This is a genomic window from Bradyrhizobium sp. CCGUVB14 (genome assembly GCF_024199935.1).
GTDB lineage: Bacteria > Pseudomonadota > Alphaproteobacteria > Rhizobiales > Xanthobacteraceae > Bradyrhizobium.
The window spans coordinates 490,297-503,298 of record NZ_JANADS010000001.1 but is presented as its reverse complement, the minus strand read 5'-3'; the positions used below and the strand labels follow the sequence as shown (position 1 = coordinate 503,298).

The following is a 13,002-nucleotide window of genomic DNA, read 5'->3' as shown; positions in this document are numbered from 1 at the left end:
GCACGGTCAAGCCGGATAGGCCTTGCGAGCCGCTTCGATGAAGCTGGTGTTGACGACGTCGGCCATCGCGAGCGGCTTGATGCCGGTCATTTCACGGAACCAGACCTTCTCACCGCGCGCAAAGCTCGCCGCATCGATGATGCAGTCATAGTCGGTGACCTTCTTCATGACACCGATGTCGAGAAGATTCGCCTCGCGCGACGTACTCCCGACGTAGGGCTCGATCGCATCATAGATCTCTTCCTGCGAATGCCCCTTGATCCACTGGGTGGCGCGCCACAACGCCGTGACGAACGCCTGCATCTTCTGCGGGTCCTTGTCGATGGTCGACTGCAGCGTGAAGTGCGACGTCACCGGGACCTTGCCGCCGATATATTTGGCCCAGACCGCCTCGTCCGTTCCATCGAACAACAGCGCGCCCCAGCCCTGCTCGACCGAATCCTTCAGGATCGATGGCGAGTTGATGAGAACATCGACCTGTTTCGTTTTCAGCGTGCCCATCATGGTGTCGACATTGCCGGTGCCGATCCAGGTCACCTTGTCGTCCAGACCCATGGTTTCCATGTAGTAGGAGGCCCAGACGTGGTTGGTGCCGCCCAGCGACGACACCGAGACGATCGGCTTGCGTCCGTCAGGCCTTTTCCACTTCACCAGCGCATCCAGCGTGGTGATGCCCTGGTCGAACAGGTCCTTGCGGATGATGAAGATCGCCGCGTTGCTGCGCGTATCGACCGGCATCAGGACGCGCGCACTGCGACCGTGATTGCTGAGCTGCATCGGGTGGGTGATGTCGCCGATGCCGATATCACCTTGCGACGAGGCGATGATCTCGCGCGTCTTCACGCCACTGCCGCCCTGGATCAGCTTGCAGTCGAGACCGGCGTCCTTGAAGAACCCGGCCCGGTCGGCGACAAATTGAGACTGATAGATCGGTATGGCCACCGGATAGATCGCCCGACCGGACGGGGTATCCGCCCACACCCGTCCCGCCGCGATGGAAGCGCCTGCTCCGGCGACAATCGTCAGCGCGGACCGTCTGGTGACCGTGGTCTTCATCACGCGTGCTCCCTCTCCTTGCCCGCGACTTTGTCGAGCGCGTTCAGCACCGCATCGCCCATCTCCTGGGTCGACAGTCTTTTTGCGCCGGGTTCGGCGATATCGGCTGTTCTTGCGCCGCCTGCGAGCGCCGTATCCACGGCCTTCTCCAGCAGCGTGGCATCATCGGGCCGATTGAGGGTGATGCGCAACATCATTGCGACGCTGAGGATCGAACCGAGTGGATTGGCGATGCCCTTACCCGCAATGTCAGGCGCGCTGCCATGAACCGGTTCATAGAGCGCCTTGCGGCGGCCGAACCGGTCCGGCGGGCCGAGCGAGACCGACGGCAGCATGCCGAGCGAGCCGGACGCCATCGCGGCGCAATCGGAGAGAATGTCGCCGAAGATATTGCAGGTCACCATGACGTCGAACTGCGAGGGCGCGCGAACGATCTGCATGGCGGCGTTGTCGACATAAAGATGCGTCAGCTCCACATCCGGGAATTCCGCCTGATGCAGCGCGATGACTTCCTCGCGCCACAGCACACTGGTTTCCAGCACATTGGCCTTGTCGACGGAGCAGACCCGGCCCTTGCGCGTCCGCGCCAGCTCGAACGCGGTGCGCGCCACCCGGCGGATCTGGCTGGTGGTGTATTGCTGGGTGTTGAAGCCACGACGCTGGCCGTCGGGCAGCGTTTCGATGCCGCGCGGCTCGCCGAAATAGATGCCGCTGGTGAGCTCGCGGATGATGATGAAGTCGACGTCCTTCAGCACCGCGGCCTTGAGCGGCGCAGAGTCCGCCAGCGCCGGATTGGCGACGATGGGCCGCAGGTTGGCATAGAGGTCGTACTTGCTGCGCAACGACAGCAGGCTTCCCGCCTTGCGCGCCGCCGGAGGCACTTCCGTGGTTTCCGGGCCACCCGTCGCGCCCCAGAGGATCGCATCGGCCTCCTCCATTGCCTCGACGGTGTCATCGGGCAACACCTTGCCCGTCGCGAGATAGGGGATGAGACCATATTGCGCTTCGCGCAGGACCACCGGAGCACCGCGGCGGTCCGAAAACCATTTGAGAATGCGATGGGACTGGTCGGTCACCTCCGGACCGATGCCTTCACCACCGACTACAGCCACCTTGATCGTATTCGAGAGCGTATTCATGCCGTTTGTCCTGAAAAATGAATCCACGGCCGCGCATTGCGGTCGGATGCCTGGAAGGCGCGGATCTCGGGGTCGCGCCGCAACGTCAGCGAAATCTCATCCAGGCCTTCGAGCAGCCCTGCGCGCCGGCGCGGATCGATCTCGAAGACGTGGCGCACGCCCGATGGCGAGGTGACCGTCTGCTCCTGCAGATCGACACTGAGGCGCCCGGCGCCCTGGCTCGCTTCGATCTCGGCGGCGAGGCCATCGATGACGGCCTTGTCCAGCACCACCGGCAGGATGCCGTTCTGGAAACAGTTGGCGAAGAAGATGTCGCCGAAGCCGGATCCGATGATGGCGCGGACGCCCATCTCCTGCAGCGCCCACACCGCCGCCTCCCGCGACGAGCCGCAGCCGAAATTCGGACCCGTGACCAGGATTTCCGCCGCGCGATAAGGCTCGCGATTTAGGATGAACGCCGGATTGTCCGAACCATCCGGCAAATAGCGGAGCGATCCGAACGCCCATTTGCCGAGATGGCCGCGGACGGAGTTTCCGATCATCCGGTTGATGCTGATGATGACATCGGTGTCGACATTGGTGCGCATGATCGGCGCAGCAATCGCGGTCAGCTTGGTGAAGGCCTGCGCCATCTAGCGCTCCATCGTTCGGACATCGGCGATGGCACCGGAGACCGCCGCCGCGACGGCCATGGCCGGGCTCGCCAGATGGGTGCGGGCACGCGGCCCCTGCCGGCCGATGAAATTCCGGTTCGAGGTCGACACCGAGCGCTGGCCGGGCGGCACGGTCTCGCCGTTGGCGGCGAGGCACATCGAGCATCCGGGCTCGCGCCATTCGAAACCTGCCTCGATGAAGACCCTGTCGAGCCCCTCAGCCACCGCATCGCGCTTGACGGTCTCCGAACCCGGCACGACCCAGGCCCGCACGCCCGGCGCCACCTTGCGGCCACGCGCGACCTCGGCCGCGGCTCTGAGATCGCTGAGGCGGCTGTTGGTGCAGGAGCCGATGAAGACCCAATCCACCTTCGTGCCGGCAATCGGCGCGCCCGGCTTCAGGCCCATATAGTCGAGCGCGATCTCGATCGCGCCGCGGCGCGCCGGATCGGCAATATCTGCGGGATCCGGAATGCGGCCATCGACACCGAGGACATGTTCCGGACTGGTGCCCCAGGTGATCTGGGGGATGATCGTGGCGACATCGATCGACACCTCGCGATCGAACCTGGCGTCACTGTCGCTCCGCAGCGTCCGCCACGTCGCGACGGCCTGCTCCCACATCTCGCCCTTCGGCGCATAAGGACGGCCGCGGATGTAGTCGAACGTCGTCTCATCCGGCGCGATCAAGCCCATCTTGGCGCCGAGCTCGACCGACAGGTTGCAGATGGTGAGCCGCCCTTCGATCGGCATGGCCCTGATGGCGCTGCCGGCATATTCGACGGCGTAACCGGTGCCGCCGGCGGCGCCGACATGGCCGATCAGAGCGAGGATGAGATCCTTCGCCGTCACGCCGAACGGCAGTTTGCCGTCGAACGTCACTCGCATGGTCTTGGGCCGCCGCTGGATGATGGTCTGGGTCGCCAGCACATGCGTGAGCTCGCTGGAGCCGATGCCGAAGGCGAGCGCGCCGAGCCCGCCATGGGTGCAGGTGTGGCTGTCGCCGCAGACGATCAGGCAACCGGGCAGGCTGAGACCGAGCTCCGGACCGATGACATGGACGATGCCCTGCCCGGGCTGGTCGATGTCGAACAGCTGGATGTTGTTGGCCGATGTCTCGGCCCGCAACGCCGCCAGCAGATCCCAACCGGTCTTGATGGTCCCGGCGCGCCCGGACGCGGTCGAAATCGCGTGATCAGGCGTCGCGAAGGTCAGCTCGGGATTGTGGACCGGAATGTTGCGGCTCTTGAGGTCGATCAGGCCGCGGGAGCCGCCGAGGTCGTGCAGCAAATGGCGATCGACATGAAGCAGATCGGTGTCATCGCTAACCTGCGCGATGACATGCTGGTCCCAGATTTTGGCCAGCAGCGTGCGACCACGCGTGTCCACGATCCGTCCTCCCTGTTCGGCCTCTGACGTGCCGTATTGTGTTGCCGATCATGCCGACCGGCAGCGATGTTGGGAAGCAGGATAGAAGTCCGTCGCAGAAATGTGCAGTGACGGTTGGGCAGGGAGCCATCGCGGCCGGCGATGGCAGGCCTCGCTCGCGCGCGACGTCAGCTTCTGCCGCGCACGACCGTCAGCCGGTCGGAGACGCCGCTGGTGACGAGACGGGCATCATCATGGCTCCGCAGATGGTCCACCAGCAGCTTCGTCACCGGCGGCAGCGACTTGTAATCGCGCACGCCCATCACCAGCTCGCGGCGCGCCCAGGACTCATCGAGCGGGACGGTGACGAGACTGTCGACGCCGTAGCGGTCGCGAACGATCTCGAGCGGAACGATTCCGACCCCCATTCTGGCATCGACGACGCGGAACAGCGCGTCGAAACTGCTGACGCGGATGCGCACCTTCATGTGCTGCCCGAGCGCCGCGGCGGCCCTGACGCACAGCGTCTCGATCGAGCTGCCCTTCTCCAGGCTGACGAAGTCGAAATCGACCAGCTCGCGGAAGCGAACGCTGCTCTGACCCGCCAGCGGGTGATCGCGCGTGACCAGCGCGACCAGACTGTCGCTGCGATAGGACAGCAACTCCAGATCCTGTCCGTCGATGTTGCCGCCGAAAATGCCGATGTCGGCCCGGTTCTCCACCACGGCGCGCACGATCGCGGGGCTGAGATCCTCCTCGATGTCGATGTGGACCAGCGGATGCCGTTCCAGGAACAGGCTGAGCTCGTCGGCCAGCGCCTCGAGGATCGCGGACTTGTTGGCACAGACCCGGATCAGCCCGCGCTTGCCCTGCCGAAATCCCGTCAGCTCGGCCTCGAGCTTGCTGAGGTTTCCCAGGATGATGCGGGCATGCTCGAGCAGGGCGAAGCCGGCAGGTGTCGGCTCGATCCCTTTGGAATGGCGGTGCAGCAACTCGACCTGGAAGCGCTCCTCGATATCGGAGATGCGGCGGCTGACCGCGGACGCAGCAATGTTCTTCTTCTCCGCCGCCTTCGCGATACTCTGCTCCTCGACGATCGCGACGAAGAGTTGGAGCGTGAGGAGATCGATCTTGGCGGTCATCCGAAGGGTCCTCGGGCGGGTCTCAGACGAGCCATTGTGGAGAAGCTTGGCGGTCGGTCGCAAGTGCGGCGTCAGATTGCAGTCCGCTAGGGGACGCGACACCATTCGACATGCGAGGGTGGGGCTTTCAGGCCGTTTGTTTTGGCGGAGAGGGGGGGATTCGAACCCCCGATAGGCTTGCACCTATGCCGCATTTCGAGTGCGGTACAATCAACCACTCTGCCACCTCTCCAAGGCGCCAAAATCGGGGGCGAGCCCCCGTGGTTGGGGCGTTAATAAGCGAGGACGGCGGGACAGACAAGGCGCGAAAGGGGAAAATCCGCTGCCTCTTTCACCGCCCCCCTCGTCTAGAGCCCCGTTCCCATGGGAACGGGACTCTAGATTCCAATTTTGACGCGTTTTCTTGACGCGAACCGGCGTCCACTTCGCTTGAAAACGCTATGCTTGGGAAGGAACTGCCGTGGAGCACCTGACGATCTCCGCCAATGGCGCCGAATTCCACGTGGTTCGCGCCGGATCGGGCAAACCGCTGCTTTTGCTGCATGGTTGGCCGGAATTCTGGCTGACCTGGGAGCCGGTGATATCGAGGCTTTCGGACCGATTCACGCTGGTCGCGCCCGACCTGCGCGGGTTTGGCGACAGCGACAAGCCGGACGGGCCCTTTGGGCCGGATGGCCATGCGGCCGACATGCTGGCCGTGATGGATAGCCTCGGCATCGCGCGATTCGGGGTCGTCGGCCATGACGTCGGCGGCGCCGTGATGCAGCCGCTGGCGCGGCGGGCGCCCGAGCGGCTCGCCGGGCTGTTCTTCTTCGATTTCGTCTATCCCGGCATCGGGCCGCGGATGGCCGCGCCCGACCGGCTCAACCACATCTGGTATCAATCCTTCCACCAGATGGAGATGGCGCCCCGGCTTGTCGGTGCTAACAGCGACAGCTGCCGGCTCTATATCGCGCACTTCCTGAAGAATTGGGCGCATCGCAAGGACGCCTTCGATGACGTCCTCGACCTCTTCGGCGACAATTATTTCAAGGACGGCAATCTCGCCGGCGGCTTTGCGCATTATCGGGCCTCGCATGCAGGCCGCGTCGCGATGATGAAGGGCGAGGCACCGCAGCTTGCGCCGATCGATTTGCCGACCTGCGTGCGCTGGGCCGAGCACGATCCGCTGTTTCCCTATGAATGGACCGACCGGCTGGGAGAGACGTTTCCCGAGCTCGATCTCGCGATGTTTCCGGGTGTCGGACATTTCCCGCACCGCGAGGATCCGGATCGGGCGGCGGCGGAGATCGCGGGGTTCTTTCAGCGCATCGGCTGGAGCTGAATTCGGGCGCGCTAGAGCAAGTTCAACTCTCTACGCACCTTACCCCTCTCCCTAACCCTCCCCCGCATCCGCCTTCGCCAAGGCTTCGGCGGACAAGAGAGGGAGGGAACGCAGCTCCGTTGGGGCGCGAACCAGTCTCATTATGCGTTGGAAAGAACGGGTGGGACCGCCAGACGCGGTAAACACTGGCGGTCCCGTGCCGCTCATCGAAATGCTGGCCAGGAAGGGCGGCTTCGCAGGCCTGCTTGAGGCGACGATTCGACCCTAGCGTGCAGCCGCTGCGCCGCAACGCAATCCGCTCCTTAACCTAACCAGTCAAGGTTACTCCTTGCCGTTCTTGTTGTTTTCCTTATTGTTTTCCTTGGACTTTTTCTTGGCGACGTCCTTGCCGTTCTCCGCAGCGTCCTTGCCGTTGCCGCCGTCCTTGCGGCGGTTGGTGAAGCGCGCATTGCCCAAGCCGGTGCCGATGGTGAGCACGCCCCAGCGATCGACATCCTGCATGAACGGCACCTCGGAGAGGCCCTGCACCACGCCGTCATTGTGCATCAGGATCGCGGTGTCGTGCTCGCCGATCTGCGGAATGCCCTCGATCAAACTCGCCGGCAGGTTGAATTTGCTGCTCTCCCAATTGCCCGGCAGGTTCTGCGCGCCTTTTTCGATGGACCCGTCCTCGTTGATCACGCCGGGACAGGCGATGCCGATGAAGGGCGCAATCTTGAAGCCCTCGGTTTCGGCTTCCGTGATCAGTCCCTTCAGCATCTTGATGAGACGCTTCACCGCGCCTTCGCGCGTCGGCTCATCGTCGGCATGACGCCACAGCTCCGACTTCCAGACCGACGCCTTCGACAGATCCTTGGCCTTCTTCCAGCGCGTCTCGACCACGCCGCAGCGGATATTGGTGCCGCCGATATCGACCGCGAGAATCGCGTCGTGCGCCTCGAAAATCCACGACGGCGCCAGATGCAGCGTGCCGATCAGGCCTGCTTCATCCGGATGCGCGCGGATCGGCACCAGGTCGATCTTGAAATCCTCGGCCTTGAGGATGATGTCGGTGCGCGCGATCGCGAGCTCGCCGAGCCGCGAGTCGCGAAAGCCGCCGCCGACCACGATGCGCTCGGTCTTCGCCCAGGCCTTGGTCTTGAGGAAGCGGCGCGTGACATAGGCGAGCTCCTGGGCGAATTCCTCGATGGCGCTATGCACCACCGCGGAGGCCTCGGTGTCGTCGCCGACCAGCATCTCGTCGAGCACCTTCTTGCTGATGCTCTCCGACGGCTCCTTGCCGAACGGATCTTCGCCGGTCTTGCGCAGCGGCTTGCGCCAGCGGTCGAGGATCTTGCGGAACGCGCCCTTGCTGGCGCGATCGCCGAGATAGCCGTCCTCGTCCTTCATCTCGATGTTGAAACTGTCGACGTCCACCGACGGCAGCCGCTCGGCGCCGTGATGGGCGATGCCCGTCGTCCTGACCAGCTCGTCTGTTGCCATGGAAAGCCCTTGCCCGAGTGCCAATTCGCGGGGACAACGGCGGTGGAACCCGTTGGTTGCAGCGCGGGCCGAGATTCATGGCCGGCGGGGAAACGGCCCAAATCCTTCCAATCCGGGCCGTTTTCGGCAGTTTTCCTTGACTCTTCGGGTTTGGCGGCTATAAGTCCCACAACCGGCGCGGGGCGTTTCTCGCGCCGCTTGTTTTTGCGTGGGTTTTCAAAGGGATAACTCCCGCCCGCACAAAACTCAGTAAACCCATAGCGACTGACAAAAAGCCGGCCCCTGACGTGACAGTCGTGAGGCCGGGATTGAACACGAAGGAAAACAACGATGTTCGCAGTCATCAAAACCGGCGGCCGGCAGTACCGCGTCGTTCCGGATGATGTCCTGGAAATTGGCAAGATCGAAGGCGAAGTCGGCACGATCGTGCAGCTGAGCGAAGTCCTGGTGGTCGGCGGCGACACGCCGGTGCTGGGTCTGCCCACGGTGGCCGGTGCGACCGTGGCGGTCGAGGTGCTCGACCACAAGCGCGGGCCGAAGGTCATCGCGTTCAAGAAGCGCCGCCGCAAGAATTCGCGCCGCAAGCGTGGCTACCGTGACGAGATCACGGTCGTGCGCGTCAGCGAGATCCTGACGGACAATGCGAAGCCCACCAAGGGCCCGCGTCCGAAGAAGGAAAAGGTCGCGAAGGAAGAAGCAGCCGCCGCATAATCGATCACGCCAATTCACGAATTGATGCGTGAGAAATTGTGAAATGATTCCGTCAAGGAATTGACCTAGACATACGCAGGATCTTGGAGACGAGCCATGGCTCACAAAAAAGCAGGCGGTTCATCGCGCAACGGTCGCGATTCAAAGGGTAAGCGCCTTGGCATCAAGGTGTTCGGCGGGGAGCGCGTGATTCCCGGCAACATCATTGCGCGTCAGCGCGGCACCACCTGGCATCCGGGCCTTAATGTCGGCATGGGCACGGACCACACTCTGTTCGCCAAGATCGAGGGTCGTGTTGAATTCCAAGCCAAAGCCAACGGCCGCACCTTTGTAGCGGTACTCCCGCTCGCAGAGGCTGCTGAATAGACGGTGGATCTTATTTGGAGTCCGCCGGGTCCTTGACCGAACCGGCGGAGTCCAGAGATCAAAAGATCGAAGGCTCCAGGGGAGGCAGGGAAACCGGCCTCCCTTTCGTTTGTCGTGTTCACTTTTCCCTTAGTGACTTTGACGGAGCCGGACATGTTGCAGGACTTTTCGAGCGTGACTCTGCGGGAGGCGAGACCGAGCGTCGTTGCCACCGAGCGGCTGACCTTGCGGCGGCCGACCCTCGCCGACGTCAGGCCCATCGCCCTCCTCGCCAACGACCGCCGTGTGGCGGAAAACACCCGCCGCCTTCCGCATCCCTATTCCCAGGACGACGCCGTCGCGTTCATCCGCGCCACCGCCGCACGCGGCAGCGAGAGCGTGTTCCTGATCGAGCACGACAGCGGACCGGTCGGCATGGTCGGCATCGACCGCTCCACGCCCGACAATGCCGAGCTCGGCTACTGGCTCGGCGTCGAACATTGGGGCCAGGGCTTTGCCACCGAGGCCGCGCGCGGCGCGATCGACTTCTTCTTCGAGGAATTCGAGGACGACCATCTCTATGCGGGGGCGCGCGTCACCAATCCGGCCTCGCGCAACGTGCTGGAGAAGTGCGGCTTCCAGTGGAGCGGCGTGCAGCTGCACCGCTTCCTGGCGCTGGGCTCCTCGACCCCGGTCGACTGCTTCCGCCTCTCGCGTGGCGTCTGGTCGTCGCTGAAGAGCTGGAGCAGCGCGCGGCGGATGAGGTAGGGCGGGCGTTGCGTCATTCTCCACTGTCGTCCCCGCGAACGCGGGGACCCATAACCACAGGGCGGCGTGTGAGGCAAAACTCCCACTCCGAGTCTTCGCCAAACCACTCCCTGTGGGTATGGGTCCCGGATCTGCGCTTCGCTTGTCCGGGACGACAGCGGGCTACACCGGCGGATTGACCTCTTCGCTCGCACGCCCGAGATCGCGCTCACGAAGAAAGATGTAGAACCCGGCGCCGATGATGATCGCGGCGCCGACGATCGTGGCCACCTGTGGCACATCGCCGAACACCACGAAGCCGAAGATCACGGCCCAGACGATCATCGAATATTGATACGGCACCACGACGCTCGCCGGCGCCAGCTTCAGCGACCGGTTGACGCAGAACAGCGCGGTGACCGAGATGCATCCGGCAAGCGCGAAGAATACCAGGCTGCCCGGCGTCGGCGGCACCCAGTGGAACGCCGACAGCACGGCGCCCAGTGAAAACGTCCCGATGAATTGCGAGGACGCCATCACGATATCGGGCGTCTTGCGCAGGCTGCGCGTGATCAGCATCAGGGTTGCAAAGGAAAGACTGCCGCCGAGCGCGATCAGCGCCGGCAGGCTCACCGTCTGCGCCGACGGTCGCAGCGCGATCAGCACGCCGCAAAAGCCGATCAGGATCGCCGTCCAGCGCCGCCAGCCGACCCGCTCGTGCAGGAAGATCGCCGACATCGCGGTGACGAAGATGGGCCCCGCGAGATAGTAGGTGACGACGTCGGCGAGCGGCAGATAGACGGTGGCGAGGAAGAAGGCGGCGACCTCCAGCGTCGACAGCACGACGCGAAACAGCTGAAGCCACGGCCGCTCCAGATGCAGGAACTGATGACGCTGCTTCCAAATCAGCGGCGCCAGCAGCAGCAGTGCCGCGCAGGCGCGCAGGAACAAGAGCTGCCCGACCGAATAGGTCCCGACCAGGAACTTGCCCATGGCGTCGCCGAACGAGAACATGGAGATCGACAGCACCATGAGGGCAATGCCGGCAAGGCGCGCCGAGCGGTCGTCATAGGCGGAAAGATTTTTGAAGAAGGGCATCGCTGTCGATCGTGGAAACGCGTCATTGCGAGGAGCTCTTGTGACGAAGCTCGCAATGACGGGCGGAGAGAGCGTCGGAAACCGGCGAATAGAGTCGCTTGCGGTCGTTTTAATGACGTGGGCCGCCGCGACAAGCCCGCGCAAGCCGAATTGAACGGATTGTCGCACTCTTCGCGCCGCGGTAGCGATAGATGCCTCACCGACAAAAGAGCCGCAGACATGACCGACTTCGACCCCGCCCAGCACCGCATGATCACGGCGCAACGCTGGTTTGAGGATTTCGTGGTCGGCGAGCGTTTCGTGCTGCCGAGCCGCACCCAGACGTCGGCGGTATTTGCCGCATTCCAGACCGCGAGCGGCGACACCCACCCGGTGCATTACGACGTGGAGTATTGCCGCGCCCGCGGCATGCCGCATCTGCTCGCCCATGGCTTCCAGACGCTGATCCACACCGCGCCCGGCGCCGGCCTGTTTCCGTTCATGGTCGAGGAATCCCTGGTCGGCTTCCTCGAGCAGTCGAGCCGGTTCCTCAAGCCCGTGTTCGCCGACGACACCATCTATCCGGCGCTCGAGGTCACCGAGCTCGTGCCGGGACGTACGACCGGCACGGTCACGCTTCGGAGCACCGTGTTCAACCAGCGCAAGGAGCTGGTGCTTGAAGGGATGCAGAAATTCCTGATCCGGCGCCGCCCGACTGGTTAATCAAGGGCGCAAATTCGCGGAATTTCGGCCGATTTGCGGGGTCATCCGGGTTGCCGCGCGGGACCGGCTGGCCTACCTATGGCCCATGAAATTCCTCGACGAAGCAAAGGTCTATATCCGCTCCGGTGACGGCGGGAACGGCTGCGTGGCGTTCCGCCGCGAGAAGTTCATTGAGTTCGGCGGTCCCTCCGGCGGCAATGGCGGCCGCGGCGGCAATGTCATCATCGAGGTCGCCGACGGCCTCAACACGCTGATCGACTACCGCTACCAGCAGCACTTCAAGGCCCAGAAGGGCGAGAACGGCCAGGGCTCGGACCGCCACGGTGCCAACGGCAAGAACATCGTGCTGAAGGTCCCTGTCGGCACGCAGATTTTTGACGAAGACCGCGAGACGCTGATCCACGACTTCACCAATGTCGGCGAAAAGTTCGTGCTCGCCGAGGGCGGCAATGGCGGCTTCGGCAACGCGCATTTCAAGTCGTCGACCAACCGTGCGCCGCGCAACGCCAATCCCGGCCAGCCCGGCGACGAGCGCTGGATCTGGCTGCGGCTGAAGCTGATCGCGGATGCCGGTCTCGTCGGCATGCCCAATGCCGGCAAGTCGACCTTCCTGTCCAAGGTCAGCGCGGCGCGGCCGAAGATCGCCGACTATCCCTTCACCACGCTGCATCCGCAGCTCGGCGTCGTGAACGCCGACGGCCGCGAATTCGTGCTCGCCGACATTCCCGGCCTGATCGAGGGCGCGCATGAAGGCACCGGCCTCGGCGACCGCTTCCTCGGCCATGTCGAGCGCTGCCGCGTGCTGCTGCATCTGATCGACGCGACCTGCGAGCATGCCGGCAAGGCCTACAAGACCGTGCGCAAGGAGCTCGACGCCTATGGCGGGCTGCTCACCGACAAGATCGAGATCGTCGCGCTGAACAAGATCGACGCGGTCGAGCCGGACGAGCTGAAGAAGCAGAAGGACCGGCTGAAGCGCGCTGCCAAGAAGACGCCGCTGCTGCTCTCGGGCATCACCGGCGACGGCGTCAAGGAAGCGCTCCGCGCGCTCGTCGAGGTGATCGGCGAGGCCCCGGTCTCGGCCAAGGCCAAGAGCGCGGCCGAAGCGGAGCCGTGGTCGGCGTAATTGTCGTCCCGGCGAAGGCCGGGACCCATACCGCGTGATCTATCGGTTGCGGGCGGTTGCAGTACCGAACGACGAATCTTCGCCAAACTACTCCCTGTGGTTATGGGTC

At 64.0% G+C, this 13,002-nt stretch carries 13 protein-coding genes and 1 tRNA gene; 6 read left to right on the top strand and 8 right to left on the bottom strand.

Annotation, left to right across the window (positions count from 1 at the left end; all coding sequences use genetic code 11):
- Window positions 1–6: 6 nt before the first annotated feature.
- The 6 genes from NLM32_RS02460 to NLM32_RS02435 form a co-directional block, all read right to left on the bottom strand.
- The gene (locus NLM32_RS02460; protein ID WP_254127701.1) at window positions 7–1,056 is read right to left on the bottom strand and encodes an ABC transporter substrate-binding protein; all 1,050 of its coding nucleotides are present in this window, start codon (window positions 1,054–1,056) and stop codon (window positions 7–9) included.
- The gene (gene leuB, locus NLM32_RS02455) at window positions 1,056–2,195 is read right to left on the bottom strand and encodes a 3-isopropylmalate dehydrogenase (protein ID WP_254127700.1); all 1,140 of its coding nucleotides are present in this window, start codon (window positions 2,193–2,195) and stop codon (window positions 1,056–1,058) included. Before leuB ends, NLM32_RS02460 begins: the two co-directional genes overlap by 1 nt.
- Window positions 2,192–2,827, bottom strand: a complete 636-nt coding sequence (gene leuD, locus NLM32_RS02450) for a 3-isopropylmalate dehydratase small subunit (RefSeq protein ID WP_254127699.1) — start codon at window positions 2,825–2,827, stop codon at window positions 2,192–2,194. Before leuD ends, leuB begins: the two co-directional genes overlap by 4 nt.
- The gene (leuC, locus tag NLM32_RS02445; protein WP_375143515.1) at window positions 2,828–4,237 is read right to left on the bottom strand and encodes a 3-isopropylmalate dehydratase large subunit; all 1,410 of its coding nucleotides are present in this window, start codon (window positions 4,235–4,237) and stop codon (window positions 2,828–2,830) included.
- Between the two features lie 167 nt (window positions 4,238–4,404).
- Complete coding sequence (locus tag NLM32_RS02440) at window positions 4,405–5,358, bottom strand: LysR family transcriptional regulator (RefSeq protein ID WP_254127698.1); 954 nt, start codon at window positions 5,356–5,358, stop codon at window positions 4,405–4,407.
- 142 nt (window positions 5,359–5,500) lie between these two features.
- Window positions 5,501–5,590: transfer RNA gene (locus tag NLM32_RS02435), tRNA-Ser, on the bottom strand.
- Between the two features lie 228 nt (window positions 5,591–5,818).
- On the opposite strand from NLM32_RS02435, the gene NLM32_RS02430 reads away from it, so the two are divergent.
- Entirely contained in the window at window positions 5,819–6,682 is an 864-nt protein-coding gene (locus NLM32_RS02430; protein WP_254127697.1) for an alpha/beta fold hydrolase, read from the top strand.
- A 321-nt stretch (window positions 6,683–7,003) separates the two neighbouring features.
- On the opposite strand, the gene NLM32_RS02425 is transcribed toward NLM32_RS02430, so the two are convergent.
- A complete protein-coding gene (locus tag NLM32_RS02425) occupies window positions 7,004–8,164 on the bottom strand; it encodes an ROK family protein (RefSeq protein ID WP_254127696.1) in 1,161 nt (386 codons plus the stop codon).
- A 330-nt stretch (window positions 8,165–8,494) separates the two neighbouring features.
- On the opposite strand from NLM32_RS02425, the gene rplU reads away from it, so the two are divergent.
- The 3 genes from rplU (at window position 8,495) to NLM32_RS02410 (ending at window position 9,988) form a co-directional block, all read left to right on the top strand.
- The gene (rplU, locus tag NLM32_RS02420; protein WP_254127695.1) at window positions 8,495–8,875 is read left to right on the top strand and encodes a 50S ribosomal protein L21; all 381 of its coding nucleotides are present in this window, start codon (window positions 8,495–8,497) and stop codon (window positions 8,873–8,875) included.
- Window positions 8,876–8,971: 96 nt separating this feature from the next.
- Entirely contained in the window at window positions 8,972–9,241 is a 270-nt protein-coding gene (rpmA, locus tag NLM32_RS02415) for a 50S ribosomal protein L27 (RefSeq protein ID WP_092234086.1), read from the top strand.
- 153 nt (window positions 9,242–9,394) lie between these two features.
- On the top strand, window positions 9,395–9,988 hold the full coding sequence (locus NLM32_RS02410; RefSeq protein ID WP_254127694.1) for a GNAT family N-acetyltransferase: 594 nt from the start codon (window positions 9,395–9,397) through the stop codon (window positions 9,986–9,988).
- A gap of 162 nt (window positions 9,989–10,150) precedes the next feature.
- Here the strand turns inward: NLM32_RS02410 and NLM32_RS02405 are convergent, their stop codons facing one another.
- Window positions 10,151–11,065 carry a DMT family transporter gene (locus tag NLM32_RS02405; RefSeq protein WP_254127693.1) on the bottom strand — a complete coding sequence of 305 codons (915 nt, stop codon included), beginning with the start codon at window positions 11,063–11,065 and terminating at the stop codon, window positions 10,151–10,153.
- Window positions 11,066–11,284: 219 nt separating this feature from the next.
- Between NLM32_RS02405 and NLM32_RS02400 the strand changes: the two genes are divergently transcribed.
- Both NLM32_RS02400 and obgE read left to right on the top strand, forming a co-directional pair.
- Entirely contained in the window at window positions 11,285–11,767 is a 483-nt protein-coding gene (locus NLM32_RS02400) for a MaoC family dehydratase (protein WP_254127692.1), read from the top strand.
- 85 nt (window positions 11,768–11,852) lie between these two features.
- On the top strand, window positions 11,853–12,893 hold the full coding sequence (gene obgE / locus NLM32_RS02395) for a GTPase ObgE (protein ID WP_254127691.1): 1,041 nt from the start codon (window positions 11,853–11,855) through the stop codon (window positions 12,891–12,893).
- Window positions 12,894–13,002: the final 109 nt, after the last annotated feature.